The organism is Agromyces sp. NPDC060279 (assembly GCF_042726785.1).
In the GTDB taxonomy this organism is placed as follows: Bacteria; Actinomycetota; Actinomycetes; order Actinomycetales; family Microbacteriaceae; genus Agromyces.
The window spans coordinates 351005-366581 of record NZ_JBHXBK010000002.1; the positions used below are offsets into that span (position 1 = coordinate 351005).

General features: G+C 73.2%; 16 protein-coding genes. 11 read left to right on the forward strand and 5 right to left on the reverse strand.

The features are described 5' to 3' along the window. Positions 1-55: 55 nt before the first annotated feature. Positions 56-1585, forward strand: coding sequence for a hypothetical protein (locus ACFWE1_RS10295; protein WP_376933364.1), 1530 nt, complete (start codon positions 56-58; stop codon positions 1583-1585). Here ACFWE1_RS10295 and ACFWE1_RS10300 read toward each other — a convergent pair. Beyond that, the gene (locus ACFWE1_RS10300) at positions 1551-3017 is read right to left on the reverse strand and encodes an RNB domain-containing ribonuclease (protein WP_376933365.1); all 1467 of its coding nucleotides are present in this window, start codon (positions 3015-3017) and stop codon (positions 1551-1553) included. The genes ACFWE1_RS10295 and ACFWE1_RS10300 overlap by 35 nt on opposite strands. Positions 3018-3079: 62 nt before the next feature. Here ACFWE1_RS10300 and ACFWE1_RS10305 point away from each other — a divergent pair, with 62 nt between their 5' ends. The 6 genes from ACFWE1_RS10305 to rbfA all read left to right on the forward strand — a co-directional run bounded on the left by ACFWE1_RS10305 (position 3080) and on the right by rbfA (position 10778). Continuing rightward, positions 3080-4849 (forward strand): proline--tRNA ligase, encoded by a 1770-nt coding sequence (locus ACFWE1_RS10305; protein ID WP_376933366.1) that lies wholly within the window; start codon positions 3080-3082, stop codon positions 4847-4849. Between the two features lie 58 nt (positions 4850-4907). Next, positions 4908-5975 carry a TIGR00730 family Rossman fold protein gene (locus ACFWE1_RS10310; protein ID WP_376933367.1) on the forward strand — a complete coding sequence of 356 codons (1068 nt, stop codon included), beginning with the start codon at positions 4908-4910 and terminating at the stop codon, positions 5973-5975. Between the two features lie 108 nt (positions 5976-6083). Continuing rightward, on the forward strand, positions 6084-7073 hold the full coding sequence (nusA, locus tag ACFWE1_RS10315) for a transcription termination factor NusA (RefSeq protein ID WP_376933368.1): 990 nt from the start codon (positions 6084-6086) through the stop codon (positions 7071-7073). A 63-nt stretch (positions 7074-7136) separates the two neighbouring features. Then, positions 7137-7382, forward strand: a complete 246-nt coding sequence (locus ACFWE1_RS10320) for a YlxR family protein (RefSeq protein ID WP_243568729.1) — start codon at positions 7137-7139, stop codon at positions 7380-7382. Between the two features lie 85 nt (positions 7383-7467). Continuing rightward, complete coding sequence (gene infB / locus ACFWE1_RS10325; protein ID WP_376933369.1) at positions 7468-10254, forward strand: translation initiation factor IF-2; 2787 nt, start codon at positions 7468-7470, stop codon at positions 10252-10254. A 59-nt stretch (positions 10255-10313) separates the two neighbouring features. Beyond that, on the forward strand, positions 10314-10778 hold the full coding sequence (gene rbfA / locus ACFWE1_RS10330) for a 30S ribosome-binding factor RbfA (RefSeq protein WP_376933370.1): 465 nt from the start codon (positions 10314-10316) through the stop codon (positions 10776-10778). Positions 10779-10794: 16 nt separating this feature from the next. Here rbfA and ACFWE1_RS10335 read toward each other — a convergent pair whose 3' ends face one another. After that, on the reverse strand, positions 10795-11679 hold the full coding sequence (locus tag ACFWE1_RS10335; protein WP_376933371.1) for an A/G-specific adenine glycosylase: 885 nt from the start codon (positions 11677-11679) through the stop codon (positions 10795-10797). A gap of 52 nt (positions 11680-11731) precedes the next feature. Here ACFWE1_RS10335 and ACFWE1_RS10340 point away from each other — a divergent pair, with 52 nt between their 5' ends. After that, positions 11732-12319: a hypothetical protein gene (locus ACFWE1_RS10340; protein ID WP_376933372.1), complete on the forward strand. Its 588-nt coding sequence runs from the start codon at positions 11732-11734 to the stop codon at positions 12317-12319. An 81-nt stretch (positions 12320-12400) separates the two neighbouring features. Here ACFWE1_RS10340 and ACFWE1_RS10345 read toward each other — a convergent pair whose 3' ends face one another. Then, a complete protein-coding gene (locus ACFWE1_RS10345) occupies positions 12401-12523 on the reverse strand; it encodes a hypothetical protein (RefSeq protein ID WP_279399743.1) in 123 nt (40 codons plus the stop codon). A gap of 20 nt (positions 12524-12543) precedes the next feature. Further along, on the reverse strand, positions 12544-12885 hold the full coding sequence (locus ACFWE1_RS10350) for a hypothetical protein (protein WP_376933373.1): 342 nt from the start codon (positions 12883-12885) through the stop codon (positions 12544-12546). On the opposite strand from ACFWE1_RS10350, the gene ACFWE1_RS10355 reads away from it, so the two are divergent. Then, entirely contained in the window at positions 12878-13213 is a 336-nt protein-coding gene (locus tag ACFWE1_RS10355) for a hypothetical protein (RefSeq protein ID WP_376933374.1), read from the forward strand. The two genes, ACFWE1_RS10350 and ACFWE1_RS10355, sit on opposite strands and share 8 nt — an antisense overlap. A gap of 46 nt (positions 13214-13259) precedes the next feature. Here ACFWE1_RS10355 and ACFWE1_RS10360 read toward each other — a convergent pair whose 3' ends face one another. Continuing rightward, positions 13260-14255 (reverse strand): ketopantoate reductase family protein, encoded by a 996-nt coding sequence (locus ACFWE1_RS10360; RefSeq protein ID WP_376933375.1) that lies wholly within the window; start codon positions 14253-14255, stop codon positions 13260-13262. Between the two features lie 55 nt (positions 14256-14310). Between ACFWE1_RS10360 and truB the strand changes: the two genes are divergently transcribed. Both truB and ACFWE1_RS10370 read left to right on the forward strand, forming a co-directional pair. Further along, a complete protein-coding gene (truB, locus tag ACFWE1_RS10365; RefSeq protein WP_376933376.1) occupies positions 14311-15207 on the forward strand; it encodes a tRNA pseudouridine(55) synthase TruB in 897 nt (298 codons plus the stop codon). After that, positions 15204-15572 (forward strand): hypothetical protein, encoded by a 369-nt coding sequence (locus tag ACFWE1_RS10370; RefSeq protein ID WP_376933377.1) that lies wholly within the window; start codon positions 15204-15206, stop codon positions 15570-15572. Before truB ends, ACFWE1_RS10370 begins: the two co-directional genes overlap by 4 nt. Positions 15573-15577: the final 5 nt, after the last annotated feature.

Below are 15577 nucleotides of genomic sequence, written 5' to 3' on the forward strand. Positions count from 1 at the left end.
ATCGCCGAACCCGACTGCCGCCCGCCCGGGCGGCTGCACGAATGGAGCGATACCCATGTCAATCCGAACGCGCGCTCGCGCGCGGCTCGGCGCCGGCCTCGGTGCCGGTGCCGCGCTCGCCGCGCTGAGCCTCCTGATCGCGCCGCTCGCGGCGCAGGCCGAGGAGCCGGCACCGGCCGACCCCGCGGCCGTCACGGCCCCGGCCGATCCCGCGCCCGCCGAGCCGGCGCCCGAACCCGCACCCGCGCCCGCCGAACCCGCAGCCGAGCCTGCCCCCGAAGCCGAGCCCGCTCCCGCACCGGATCCCGCTCCCGCACCCGAACCCGAGCCCGCCGCAGCGCCCGAACCGGCGCCCGCACCGCCCGCGGTCGTCGTCGCCGAGCCGGGCACCACCGCCGAGGAGTCGTTCGCCGATCCCGCGGCGGAACCGACTGTCACGCTGTTCCCGGGAGCCGGTACGGCCACGACGGGAGCGAAGGCCGCCGCGGCCCCGCTCGCCGCCCCCGCGCCGGGCGACCCCTGCTACCCGGCGGTCTGCATCGACAACGGCACCATCCTGCTCGCCGTGAACCCGACGGGCGAGCTCAACACCTCGAACGCGGCCGGTTCGAAGGCCGGGGCCGGCGACGCCGGACTTGACTATCTGCCCACCAACAACGACGCCACCTCGCCGGGATGCCTCTGCGAGGGCTGGGGCGTCGCGGATCCGGCGAGCGGCGTCTGGGGCGGCGCGAACCTCGACACCGAGGGGCCCGGCGGCACGAACCTCGTGCTCGAGTCCTTCACACACACCGCCTCGACGGCGACCTCGGTCGTCGTGATCCAGGACGCGGAGTCGCGACCGGTGTTCCGCGTCACCCACCAGTACGTGCCCTCGGCCGCGACGAAGAACCTCTACCAGGTGAACGTGACGATCGAGAACCTCACGGGGGAGACGATCGCCACCGTGCAGTACCGGCGCGTCATGGACTGGGACATCGAGCCGACGGCGTTCAGCGAGTTCGTCACGATCGACGGCGGTTCGGCGAGCGCCCTCGCCTATTCGAGCGACGACGGCTTCGCGAGCCCGAACCCCTTGGCCGGGCCCAGCTCCATCCGCTTCGAGGGCAACGCCGTCGACGACGGACCGGCCGATCACGGAGCGCTGTTCGACTTCGCCTTCGGTCCGCTCGGTCCCGGCGGCTCGCTCAGCTTCGTGATCTTCTACGGGGCTGCGGCGAACGAGGCGGAGGCGCGGGCCGCGCTCGCCGCGGTCGGCGCCGAAGCCTACTCCTTCGGGCAGACGAGCGGCGACCCGGCCGGGGGCACACCGAACACCTTCATCTTCGCCTTCGGCAAGGTCGGCGGTGCGCCGATCTTCCCGAACGAGGGGGAGGAGCCGGCTGCGCCGGTGCCCGCTCCGATCTCCGCGCCGGCCGCGCCCGTCGCGGCGCCGGTCGCCGAAGTGGAGCCCGCGACGGTCGCCGGCGACGAGCTCGCCTCGACGGGCGCGGAACCCGCCGGGGGCCTGCTCGCCGCGGCGCTGCTCGCGTTCGCGGGGATCGGGCTCGTCACGACGGCAGTGCTGCGCCGCCGCCGGGCCTGAACCCGACCGAGCCGGAGCGGATGTCGGCGTGCTCCAGCACGATCGGCATCCGCTCGCCGGCTCGCGGCATCGGCCGTCCGGCCGGCGCCTGGCAGGTCGCGGTGACCGCGGGCTCGTCCAGCTGGACGACGAGGCGGTCCTCGCCGCGCGCCTCGACGACGGTCGCCTCGAAGACCTCGCCCACCCGGTCGGCCAGGAGCGCCGCCTCGACCCGGTCGAGCGTCGCCTGCTCGAGCCGGCTCGCGCGGGCGGCGGAGGCCTGCATGAGGGACGGCAGCTCGGGCAGGCTCTCGCGGAGCCACGCCGGCACCGACCGGCCCTCGGCGATCGCGAGGCTCGCGACGAGCCCCCAGCGGTCGACGAGCCGGCGGATCGGCGCCGTGACGTGCGCGTAGGGTGCGGCAATCGCGGCCTGCCCGGGATCGGCGGGCGGAGTGCCGTCGAACACCTCGTAGCCGGCGCCGCGGAACAGGGAGGCGGCGGCGCGCAGCACCGGCCCGGTGCGCGGGTCGCGCCGGTCGAGGCCGCGCAGGTAGTCGCCGTAGGCGAGCCGCTCCGGCCAGCGCAGTCCGAGCGCGGCCGTGCGGATGCGGAACGCGGCGATCGCGTCGGGGGCGGGCGGCGGCATGGTCCGCAGCACCCCGACGCCGCCGTCGAGCATGATCCGGGCAGCGGCGATGCCCGTCATGATCGAGAGCTGCGCGTTCCAGGTCTCCACCGGCAGGGGCAGTCGCCGTTCGATCCGATAGCCGCCGTGCTCATCACGCACGATCTCCTCGTCGGGCAGGTCCAGGCTCGCCCCACCGCGGATCCGTTCCTGCTCGAGCCGGGCGGCTCCGAAGGCGGGCAGTTCGGCGAGCGGGCCGGCGTGCTCGCCGGCGTCGACGGCGCGCTGCGCCGACTCGTAGTCGAGCTGGGCCCGCGAACGGACGAGCGCGCGCTCGAGGCCGGTGCGCAGGACCTCACCCTGCCCGTCGAGCTCGAAGGACCACACGTAGGCGGCGCGGTCCTCGCCGGGCAGGAGGGATGCGCGGTCCACCCCGATCACGGGCGGATGCAGCGGGATCACGCCGTCGGCCGCGTACAGGCTCTGCCCACGGCGGCGGGCTTCGGCGTCGACGGCCCCGCCCGGGCGGACGAACGACGGCACGTCGGCGATCGCGTAGCGGACGAGCCATCCGCCGCCCGTCCGCGGCTCGATCAGAAAGGCCTGATCGAGGTCGCGCGCCCCGGCCGGATCGAGCGTGACGAAGGCCAGCTCGCGGAGGTCGCGGGCGGGCACGGCGTCGGCGGGGCGCGCCGCGTCCGCCTCCGCGAGCACTTCGGGGGAGAACCCTCCGGGCAGCTCGAGCTCCGTGCGCAGCGCGTCGAGGGCCTCGGCGAGCTCGCTCTGCGCGGTGGACGGGGCGAGGTGCGTGCGTCGGGCCGGCATGGAGCCAGCCTACGAGCCGCCCGCGGCGCAGCGCGTCCGCCGCTCGCAACTAGACTCGTCGCGTGCCCACACGTCTTACGAACTTCTTCCTCCGCACCCTCCGTGAAGACCCCGCCGACGCCGAGGTCACGAGCCACAAGCTGCTCGTCCGCGCCGGCTACATCCGGCGCCAGGCGCCGGGCGTCTTCGCGTGGCTGCCGCTGGGTCTGCGGGTGAAGGCGAAGATCGAGCGCATCATCCGTGAGGAGATGACCGCCGCCGGGGCCCACGAGGTGCACTTCCCCGCGCTGCTGCCGCGCGAGCCCTACGAGCTCACGAACCGCTGGACCGAGTACGGCGACGCGCTGTTCCGGCTGCAAGACCGCAAGGGCGCCGACTACCTGCTCGCGCCGACGCACGAGGAGGCCTTCACCCTGCTCGTGAAGGACCTCTACTCCTCGTACAAGGACCTGCCGCTCACGATCTTCCAGATCCAGGACAAGTACCGCGACGAGGCCCGGCCCCGCGCCGGGCTCCTCCGCGGCCGCGAGTTCACGATGAAGGACGCCTACTCCTTCGACGTCAACGACGAGGGGCTGGATGCCTCCTACCAGGCCCAGCGCGACGCGTACGAGCGCATCTTCACCCGGCTCGGCCTCGAGTACGTCATCGTGCAGGCCGACGCCGGTGCGATGGGCGGTTCGAAGAGCGAGGAGTTCCTGCACCCGACGCCGGTCGGCGAGGACACCTTCGTGCGCTCGGCCGGCGGCTACGCGGCGAACGTCGAGGCGTTCACGACCGTCGTTCCGGACCCCGTCCCCTTCGACGGCCTGCCGGCCCCCGTCGTGGTCGACTCGCCGAACACGCCGACCATCCAGACGCTCGTCGACCTCGCGAACGCGGAGGTGCCCCGGCCCGACGGCCGCGCCTGGACCGCGGCGGACACTCTGAAGAACGTCGTGCTCGCGCTGACCCAGCTCGACGGCAGCCGCGAGCTCGTCGTCGTCGGCCTGCCGGGCGACCGTGAGGTCGAGATGAAGCGCGTCGAGGTCGCGTTCGCGCCGGCCGAGGTCGAGCCCGCCACCGAGGCCGACTTCGCGAAGCACCCGGGCCTCGTCAAGGGCTACATCGGCCCCTGGTCGGAGGACGGCGCGGTGCTCGGCGAGGAGTCGACCACCGGCATCCGCTACCTGCTCGACCCGCGCGTCGTCGACGGCACCGAGTGGATCACCGGGGCGAACGTCGACCAGAAGCACGTCTTCGGGCTCGTTGCCGGACGCGACTTCGTCGCCGACGGCACGGTCGAGGCCTCCGACGTCCGCGACGGCGATCCCGCGCCCGACGGCTCCGGCCCGGTCGAGATCGCCCGCGGGATGGAGATCGGCCACGTCTTCCAGCTCGGCCGCAAGTACGCCGAGGCGCTCGGCCTCAAGGTGCTCGATGAGAACGGCAAGCTCGCCACCGTGACGATGGGCTCCTACGGCATCGGCGTCACCCGCATCCTCGCGATCATCGCCGAGCTCAACAACGACGAGAAGGGCCTCGTCTGGCCCGCCGCGGTCGCGCCGTTCGACGTGCACGTGCTCGCGACGGGCAAGGACCAGGCCGCCTTCGACGCCGCGGAGCGCATCGTCGCCGAACTCGAGGCGAGCGGGCGCGAGGTGCTCTACGACGACCGCCCGAAGCTCTCGCCCGGCGTGAAGTTCGCCGACGCCGAGCTCATCGGCGTGCCGAAGATCGTGATCGCCGGCCGCGGCGTCGCCGAGGGCGTCGTCGAGCTGTGGGATCGCGCGAGCGGCGACCGCGTGCAGGTGCCGATCGACGGCGTCGTCGCCGCGCTCGACCAGGACTGAGCCGGCTCGCACGGGCGCGGCGGGCGAGGATCGCCGCGCTCCGTGCGAGGCTGGAGGCATGAGTCTCACGCCCGCCGACGCCCCGAGTCTCCCGCCCGAGCTGCAGGGCGCCGTCGACGAGCTCGTCGCCGAGGCGGGGATCTCCGCGAACCGCTCGCTCGTCGAGCGGATCCTCGTCACCGGCCTCCACCTCGGCACCGATCCCACCGATCGGCTCGACCTCAAGATCACGGCGGCCGCGCTCGAGGAGATGCGGGCGGCGTTCCGGCTGTTCGCCCCCTATGCCGACGTGCCGAAGGTCACCGTCTTCGGCTCGGCGCGGACGAGGCCCGACGATCCGGGCTACGCGCAGGCGGAAGAGGTCGCCGCGGCGCTCGCCGAACAGGGCTGGATGGTCGTGACCGGCGCCGGACCCGGCATCATGGAGGCCGCGACCAAGGGGGCGGGGCCCCATCGCTCGCTCGGCGTGTCGATCCGGCTGCCCTTCGAGGAGAGCCCGAACCCGGTGCTCGTCGACCCGAACCGCGTCGCGATGAAGTACTTCTTCACCCGCAAGCTCATGCTCGTCAAGGAGTCGCGCGGCTTCGTCTGCCTGCCCGGCGGCTTCGGCACGCTCGACGAGACGTTCGAGCTGCTCACCCTGCAGCAGACGGGCAAGGCGGAGCCGGTGCCGATCGTGCTCCTGGACCGGCCGGGCGGTCACTACTGGCGCGGGCTCGCGGAGTTCGTCGAGGGCGAGCTCGCGGCCGGCGGCTTCATCGCGCTCGACGATCTCGATCGGGTGCTCATCACCGAGGACCCGGTGCGGGCGGTCGACGAGATCGTCGGCTTCTGGCGCAACTACGACTCGCTCCGCTGGGTCGGCGGCCGGCTCGTGCTGCGCCTCCGGGCCGAGCCGAGCGACGCCGAGATCGCGGAGCTCAACGAGCGCTTCGCCGGGCTCCTCGCGGGCGGCAGGATCGAACGGGTCGCGCCGTTCGCCGTCGAGCGCAACGACGACGACCGCCTCGAGCTGCCGCGGCTGGCGCTCGAGCTCGCGCCCCGCCAGGTGGGGGAGCTGCACCGGCTCATCCGCGCCATCGACGAGTTGTCGAGCGCGCCGGCCGAGCCGCCGCTCGGCGTCTGAACGGGTGCGGCGCACGGCGCGGACGGCGCGGTACTGACCGGGCGGTCGATCCGGTACCCTGGGATCTCCGCCGAATCGGCGGGAAGAGCTGAATAGAGGAGGCCGGCGATGGATATCGACCTCAGCATGCTCCGCATGGTGGAGCGCGAGAAAGAGATCCCGTTCGACGAACTGGTGCAGATCATCGAGCAGGCGATCCTGATGGCCTACCTCAAGCACAGCAATCCGAATCAGCACGGGCACGCCAATCCGAACGGCGCGCGTGCCGAGCTGGATCGCAAGACCGGGCACGTCGCGATCTTCGTGCCCGAGCTCGACGAGGAGGGCAACGTCATCGGCGAGGCCGAGGACACCCCCGACGACTTCGGCCGCATCGCCGCGTACGCGGCGAAGCAGGTCATCAGCCAGCGCCTCCGCGACATCGCCGACGACGCCGTGCTCGGCGAGTTCCGCGGCCGTGAGGGCGACATCGTCGCGGGCGTCATCCAGCAGGGCCCGAACCCGAAGATGGTGCACATCGACCTCGGCACCGTCGAGGCCATCCTGCCGCCCGAGGAGCAGGTGCCCGGCGAGGAGTACCCGCACGGTCAGCGCGTGCGCGTCTATGTGACGAGCGTCGCGAAGGGCGCGAAGGGCCCCTCGATCACGGTGTCCCGCACCCACCCGGCGCTCGTGCGCAAGCTGTTCGCGCTCGAGGTGCCCGAGATCGCCTCCGGCGTGGTCGAGATCGTCTCGCTCGCCCGCGAGGCGGGGCACCGCACGAAGATCGCGGTGCGCGCGACCCAGCCCGGCGTGAACGCGAAGGGCGCGGCGATCGGCGAACTCGGCCAGCGCGTGCGCGCGGTCACCGCCGAGCTCGGCAACGAGAAGATCGACATCGTCGACTTCTCCGACGACCTCGCGACCTTCGTCGCCTCGGCCCTCTCGCCCGCGAAGGTGACCCGGGCGTACGTCGTCGACGAGACGCTGCGCGCGGTGCGCGCGCTCGTGCCCGACTACCAGCTCTCCCTCGCCATCGGCAAGGAGGGTCAGAACGCGCGCCTCGCGGCGAAGCTCACGGGCGCGAAGATCGACATCCAGCCGGACACGGCCGAGTAGGGAACCACGTCGGCGGCTCCGTCGCGTCCCGGCGCGACGGAGGACGCGGCCCGGGGGTGTAAGATGGAACCCGTCAGAACGTGCATCGGTTGCCGTGCGCGTGCCCCGCGATCCTCACTTCTGAGGGTCGTTCTCCAAGATTCCCACCTCGTCGCAGATGCGGCAGCGGTGCGTCCTGGGCGGGGTGCGTGGCTGCATCCGACGCGCGAGTGCTTCCTGCTCGCTGACCGGCGCCGTGCCTTCGGGCGCGCGCTCCGATTCACGGGCTCGCTGGACACCAGCGACATACAGAACAGGCTGAACGGCTAATGGACCACTAATGAGCGGCTCGAAATGAGACCCGTCCACTAATCGGTCTGCCCCTGTCCGGGCGCAGACCCGGAACAGGAGAGTTGTGGCTGCCAAACCACGCGTACACGAGATCGCCAGCGAGCTCGGGGTCGACACCAAGATCGCCCTCGAGAAGCTGAAGGAACTGGGCGAATACGTCAAGGGCCCGTCCTCGTCGATCGAACCCCCCGTCGCCCGCAAGCTCAAGGCCGCCCTCGAGGCCGCCGGAGCCGCCGGCACCGCTGCGCCCGCCGCAGCGCCCAAGCCCGCGGCGGCGAAGCCCGGCCCCAAGCCGGGCCCGAAGCCCGCTGCGGCCCCCGCGCCGGCCCCCGCCCCCGCGGGTGAGGCCCCGCTGACGGTCGCCGAGCGTCAGGCGCAGGCCGAGAAGGCCGCCGCCGAGAAGGCGGCTGCCGAGAAGGCCGCTGCGCAGGGCGGCGCCGAGCAGGCCCCCGCGGCCGAGCAGCCCGCCGGTGACGCCGTCAAGCCCGGCGGAGCGCCGAAGCCCGGCGCCCCGCGCCCGGCCGGCCCGAAGCCGAGCTCCTCGCGTCCGGGCAACAACCCGTTCTCGAGCTCGCAGGGCATGGGTCAGCGCCCCGCGCAGCCCCGCCCGGGCAACAACCCGTTCTCGAGCTCGCAGGGCATGGGCCAGCGCCCGAGCCCCGGCAACATCCCGCGCCCGCAGGCGCCGCGTCCCGGTTCGCCGCGCCCCGGCGCCCCGCGTCCGGGCGGTGCCGGTCGCCCCGGCGGCCCCGGTCGTCCCGGTGGTGGCGGCGGCTTCCGTCCCGGTGGTGCTCCCGGCGGCGCAGGCCGTCCGGGCGGTCCCGGTGCGGGTGCCGGCGGCTTCCAGCGCCCCGGCGGCGGCTTCGGCGGCCCGCGTCCCGCGGGCGGCGGCGGTCGTGGTCGTGGGCCCGGCGGCGGCACGGCCGGCGCGTTCGGCCGCGGTGGCGGCAAGAGCAAGGCACGCAAGTCGAAGCGGACGAAGCGGGCAGAATTCGAGATGCGGGAGGCTCCGTCGCTCGGCGGCGTGAGCGTGCCCCGCGGCGACGGCTCGACTCCGATCCGTCTGCGCCGCGGCGCCTCCATCTCGGACTTCGCCGACAAGATCGACGCGAACCCCGGTTCGCTCGTGACCGTGCTGTTCCACCTCGGCGAGATGGCGACGGCGACCGAGTCGCTCGACGAGGCCACCTTCCAGGTGCTCGGCGAGGAGCTCGGCTACAAGATCCAGATCGTCTCTCCCGAGGACGAGGACCGCGAGCTCCTCGAGGGCTTCGACATCGACCTCGACCAGGAGCTCGAGGACGAGACCGACGAAGACCTGGCCCAGCGGCCCCCGGTCGTCACCGTCATGGGTCACGTCGACCACGGTAAGACCCGACTGCTCGACGCCATCCGCAACGCGAACGTCGTGGCGGGCGAAGCCGGCGGCATCACCCAGCACATCGGTGCCTACCAGGTGCACACCCAGCACGAGGGCATCGACCGCGCGATCACCTTCATCGACACCCCGGGTCACGAGGCGTTCACCGCCATGCGTGCCCGTGGTGCGCAGGTCACCGACATCGCGATCCTCGTGGTCGCGGCCGACGACGGCATCATGCCGCAGACGGTCGAGGCGCTGAACCACGCGCAGTCGGCGAACGTGCCGATCGTGGTCGCGGTGAACAAGATCGACAAGCCCGAGGCGAACCCCGCCAAGGTGCGCCAGCAGCTCACCGAGTTCGGCCTCGTGGCCGAGGAGTACGGCGGCGACGTCATGTTCGTCGACGTCTCGGCTCGCGAGGGCATCGGCATCCAGGACCTGCTCGACGCGGTGCTGCTCACGGCCGACGCCGGGCTCGACCTGCGGGCCAACCCCGACAAGGACGCCCGCGGTGTCGCGATCGAGGCGAAGCTCGACAAGGGCCGCGGCGCCGTGGCGACCGTGCTCATCCAGTCGGGCACGCTCAAGGTCGGCGACGCGATCGTCGCGGGCACGGCCTACGGCCGCGTCCGGGCGATGAGCGACGAGAACGGCGAGCCGGTCGAGGCCGCGCTGCCGTCGCGTCCGGTCCAGGTGCAGGGTCTGTCCTCGGTGCCCCGCGCCGGCGACACCTTCCTCGTGACCGAGGACGACCGCACGGCGCGCCAGATCGCCGAGAAGCGCGAGGCCGCCCAGCGGAACGCGCAGCTCGCGAAGGCCCGCAAGCGCATCTCGCTCGAGGACTTCACCCGGGCCCTCGAGGAGGGCAAGGTCGAGGCGCTCAACCTCATCATCAAGGGCGACGTCTCCGGTGCCGTGGAGGCGCTCGAGGAGTCCCTGATGAAGATCGAGGTCGACGACTCGGTCCAGCTCCGCATCCTGCACCGCGGCGTCGGTGCGATCACGGAGTCGGACATCGACCTGGCCACCATCGACAACGCGATCGTGATCGGCTTCAACGTGCGACCCGATGTGAAGGCGCGCGAGCGCGCCGCCCGCGAGGGCGTCGACGTGCGCTTCTACTCGGTCATCTACAACGCGATCGACGACATCGAGAACTCGCTCAAGGGCATGCTCAAGCCCGAGTACGAAGAGGTCCAGTCGGGTGTCGCCGAGATCCGCGAGGTGTTCCGCTCCTCGAAGTTCGGCAACATCGCCGGTGTCATCGTCCGTTCGGGCACGATCACCCGCAACGCGAAGGCGCGCGTCATCCGCGACGGCGTCGTCCTCGCGGACGGGCTCGCCATCGAGTCGCTGCGCCGGTTCAAGGACGACGTCACCGAGGTCCGCACGGACTTCGAGTGCGGTATCGGCCTCGGCAAGTACAACGACATCCAGGTCGGCGACGAGATCGAGACCGTGGAGCTGCGCGAGAAGCCTCGCGTCTGATCGAAACGGCCGGGGCGGTTCGCCGCCCCGGCCTTTCGTTCGAAAGGAGACCCTGCATCATGGCTGATCCCCAGCGCGCCAGGAAGATGGCGGACCGCATCCGAGAGATCGTCGCCCGCCGGCTCGAGAAGGGGCTGCGCGACCCGCGGCTCGGTTTCGTGACGATCACCGACGTCCGCGTGACGGGCGACCTGCAGCACGCGAGCATCTTCTACACGGTCTACGGCACGGAGGAGGAGCGTCGCGACTCGGCGCTCGCCCTCAAGGCGGCGACCGGGATGCTGCGCAGCGAGGTCGGCCGCAACATCACCGCGCGGCTCACCCCGTCGCTCGAGTTCATCGCCGACGCGATCCCCGAGAACGCCGAGCACATCGAGGAGCTGCTCCGTGAGGCGCGCGAGCGCGACGCGGAGACCACGGCACTCGCCTCGGGCGCGAGCTTCGCCGGCGAGGCCGACCCCTACGTGAAGCCTCGCGTCGACGAGGACGACGAGGACGAGGCGTCCACCGCCGCTCGCGACTGATCCCGCCCGTCGCCGCTCAGGCGTCCGGGAGGGAGTAGCCCTCGGCGCCCGCGACCGCGAGGCCGTCGGCGACGAGCGTGACGAGCGCGCGCTCGAGCTGCGCGGCATCGCCCCAGCGTGTGCCGAGCAGCTCCCGGTCGACGGGGGCGTGCGCGGCGCGCAGCTCCGCGAGCACGATGCCCCGCACCTGGCGGTCGGAGCCCTCGTAGCGGGCCTGCCGGCGCCTAGGCGCCCCGTCGTCCGGGCGGCCGGCGGCGAGCCAGGCGCAGCGCGAGCGCACGGGGCACGCCTCGCAGTCCGGTGTGCGCGCCGTGCACACGGTCGCGCCGAGCTCCATCGCCCCGGCGTTGAAGCGCCGCGCCGCGGCGCGCTCGACGGGCAGCTGGGCGGACATGGCGGCGAGGTCGCGCGCCGTCGAGGGAGCGCCGGCGTGGGCGCGGCCGTCGATCGCGCGGGCGAGCACCCGGCGGGTGTTCGTGTCCACCACGGGATGCCGCTCGCCGAAGGCGAAGGCGGCGACGGCACGCGCTGTGTACGGGCCGATGCCCTTGAGCGCGAGCAGCTCCTCGAGGCCGCTCGGCACCTCGCCGCCGTGGCGCTCGACGATCTCCGTCGCGGCCTCGTGGAGCCAGAGCGCGCGCCTGGGGTAGCCGAGCCGGTCCCAGGCCCGCACGGCTTCGGCCGGGGGAGCGGCGGCGAGCGCGGCCGGGGTCGGCCAGCGCTCGATCCATGCCGTCCAGCGGGGGAGCACCCGCGAGACCTGCGTCTGCTGCAGCATGAACTCGCTCACGAGCACCGCCCACGGGGACACGTCGGCGGCGCGCCAGGGCAGGGGGCGCGCGGCGTGCGCGAACCAGTCGTCGACGAGTTCGGCGAAGCTCGGCTCGGTGCGGGGTGACATCCTCTCGAGCCTAGGCGGTGCTGACGCGCGTCGCGGCGGATAGGCTCGCAGTATGCGACTCGTGACGACCCCGCGAGTGACGTTCCTGCGGGAGCTCGCCGACCTCGTGCAGCTGCGCACCGCCCGAGGGCGGGTGGTGGTCGCGGTCGATGGGCCGCTGCGCTCGGGCAAGACCGCGTTCGCCGACGATCTCGGCGCGGTGCTCGAGGAGCGCGGCGCGACCGTGTTCCGGGCGCGGATGGAGGGCTTCCACCGCTCGCGTGAGGCGCAGGCGGCGTTCGGCCCCGACACGGCGGAGCGCTACGTGGACTACGGCTTCGACGAGTCGGCGCTGCGCCGGGTGCTCGTCGAGCCGTTCCGGCTCGCGGGCTCGACGGGATTCGTCACGCGGGTGCGCGACGTCGGCCGGGACGCCTGGGTGGAGCCGAAGTGGCTCACTGGGCCCGAGGACGCGGTGCTCCTGCTCGACGGCAGATTCCTGCTGCGGGACCGTCTTCGCCCGCTCTGGGACTTCACGATCGCAATCGCCGGCGACCCGGTCGATCCGGCGGATGCGATCGCCTACGCGAGATGCGACCCGCGCCGGGTCGCGGACGTGGTGGTCGATCTCACGGACCAGGCGAGGCCGCGCGCGGTCTGATCCGGCGCGCTCGCCGATCGCGACGGCCCGAACCCGGAGGGGTGTCGCCGGGTGCGGGCGACCGCCCGCACCCGGCCGGGATCAGCGCTTCCGCGCCTTGACGATCCCCTCGTCGGCCTTCTCGCGCTTCTGCGCTCGCTTCTCCTTGAGCGAGAGCTGAGGCTGCTTCTTCGACGTGCTTGCCTTGGGTGACTTTCCGGCCATGATGAGCTCGCTTCCCTTCGTCAGCTGGCGGGCTTCCGGACACCATAGTCCATTTTCTGCACGAGGGTGGCCGGGCGCGGATGGCGTCGCTCAGGATGTCGGGAATTGCCGTTCACCAGGGAATCTGGGATGATGGTCAGTTCAATCGGAATCTTGCAGGGAGGGCAGTCGTGATGGTTCACCGCACCGCGGACGCGCCACTGCGCGACCGCGTCGTCACCCCCGACCGCCCCGCCCGACCGCCAGGCAGCTGAGCCGAACACCCAGACGCTCAACGCCACCCGGTCGACGACCGGGTGGCGTTTCCCGTCTCCGCCGTCCACCGACCGTCCGACCGCAGAAAGGACCACGACCATGACCACGACCGACCGCCTCGCCGGGCTCGACGCCGAGCAGCTGCACCGCATCGTCGTCGCCCACGAGGCCGCCAAGCGGGCCCGCTTTAGCGCCGACTACCTGCGCGCCCGGGTCACGATCGCCGGCGCTCCCGAGTTCGCGCAGGCCTCCGCCGAGATCACCGAGGAGATCATGGCGATGATGGATCGCGTGGGCTACACCGGCGGGCGCAACACGGCGCTCGCCACCATCCGCTGGGCGCTCCTCGCCGACCGCTTCCGGGACGCGCTGAGCGAGGACGAGCACCGCGCCCTCACCGCCTCGTTCGAGGCGGCGGCGGTCCCCACCGCCTGAGTCGGGCCCGGCCGCCCGAGACGGGCCGGGCGTGGCCGCGTCGCGCTCAGCTCGGGACGGCCGCGAGCAGCTCGGCCTCGTCGAGCGGTGCGCCGGCGCGCTCGACGCGGTGCACCAGCTCGACGAGCGCCGCGTTGACCGGTGCCGTGAGCCCGGCCGCCGCCGCTTCGCGCACGACCGCGCCGTTCAGGTGGTCGATCTCGGTCGGCTGCCCCCGGCGGAGGCTCTGCTGGGTGGAGCCGAGGTTCGGCACGCCGCCCATGCGGACGCCCATCAGCCAGGGCAGCACCTGCCCCAGGGCGACGGGGAGCGCCGCGAAGCACCGCAGCCGACGATCCCCGAGGCCTTGGAGCGCGCCGAACCGCACGCCGCGGGCGACGCCCACCCGCACGGTCTCGCGCATCGAGCGGGCGACGACCCGTCGGGTCGGCCCGTGCCGGAGGACGTCCTGCACGGGCCGGCCCAGGATCGCCGGCACCGCGTTCACCATGTTGACGACGAGTTTCGACCACTGCGCGCCGCGGAAGTTGCCGATCGCGACGACCGGCACGGCGTCGCTGAGCAGCGCGGCGATGCGCCGGCTCTCGGCGTCGGCGGGGCCCTCGCCGCGGCCGAGGTAGCTCGTGGCCGTCGTCGTCACGCGCACGACGCCCGGTTCGGTGTAGTTCGCGGCGATGATCGACAGCACGCCGAAGCACGGCGTGCCGGGCAGCAGTCGCTCGGCCGTGGCGAGGCCGTCGAGGCCGTTCTGCACGACGACGACGGGCAGGCCGGCGATCAGCTCGGCGTTCGCCGTGATCGCGGCCTCGGCGTCCTGCGCCTTCGTGCACACGAGCACGAGCTCCGGGCGGCGGCCGAGCCGGGGGTTCGCCTCGACCCGGACGGCGGCCTCGCCGTAGCCGCCGGACAGGTGGATGCCGCCCGCGCGGATCGCCTCGAGCCCGGCGCCCCGTGCGGTCACCTCGACCTCATGGCCCGAGCGCGCGAGCAGCGCCGCGAAGGTGCCGCCGAGCGCGCCCGCGCCGATGATCCCGATCCGCATCCCCCCAGCGTACGGGCGGCGGCCCGGCCGGCGGGCGACTGTTAGCCTGGTCGGCGTGAACAGCGGCATCCTTCTCGTCGACAAGCCGCAGGGGATCACGAGCCACGACGTCGTCGCGCGCGTCCGCCGCCTCGCCGGCACCCGCCGGGTGGGCCACGCCGGCACGCTCGACCCGATGGCGACCGGACTCCTCCTGCTCGGCGTCGGCGGCTCCACCCGGCTGCTGCACTACCTCGTCGGCCTCGACAAGCAGTACCTCGCGACCATCCGCCTCGGCTGGGGGACCACGAGCGACGACGCCGAGGGCGAGCCGCACGAGGCGGCCGACCCGGCGCGCGTCGCCGCCGTCGCCGACCAGGCGATCGCCGCCGGCATGGCGGCGCTCACCGGCGAGATCGAGCAGGTGCCGAGCTCCGTGAGCGCCGTGAAGGTCGACGGACGACGCGCCTACGACCGCGTCCGCGCGGGGGAGCAGGTCGAGCTCGCGGCCCGGCGCGTCACCGTCTCGGCGTTCGAGCTACTCGAGCTCCGCCGCGCCGACGGCCACCTCGACCTCGATGTGCGTGTCGACTGCAGCTCGGGCACCTACATCCGGGCGCTCGCCCGCGACCTCGGCGCGGGCCTCGGCGTCGGCGGGCATCTGACGGCGCTGCGCCGCACCAGGATCGGCAGCTTCCCGGTCGACGAGGCTGCACCGCTCGAGGGGCTCGACGTCGCCGCACGCATCCTGAGCCCCGCCGAGGCGGCGCGACGCGCGCTGCCCGTCGTGTCGATCGACGCGCAGCAGGCCATCGACCTCGGCCACGGCAAGCGCATCCCCGCCGGCGACGTCCCGACGAAGCAGCCGCTCGCCGCGATCGGTCCCGCCGACCGGCTCGTGGCCATCGCCGAGCGCCGCGGCGACGAGCTCCGCGTCATCACCGGCTTCCCGAACGAGGAGACGACCCCATGATCGAGTGGTACACCTGGGTGCAGCTCGGCGTCGCCGTCGCGGCGGGCCTGCTCTGCCTCGTCCTGGGCCTCGCCGGACGCAAGCCCAGCGACCTCACCATCGGCGCGCTCGCCCTCGTCGAGCTGCTGCTCGTCGCGCAGTTCGTCGTCGCGCTGCTCGCGCCCGCGTTCGGGAACGCGCCGAGCGGTAGCGTGCTCGAGTTCTACACCTACCTCGTGAGCGCCCTGCTGCTGCCCCCGGCGGCCGCGCTGTGGGCGCTGCTCGAGCGCAACCGCTGGTCGACGGTGGTGCTCGGCGTCGCCGCCTTCGCCGTGGGCGTCATGGTGTACCGGATGCTGCAGATCTGGACCGTCCAGGGGCTGTGACCCCG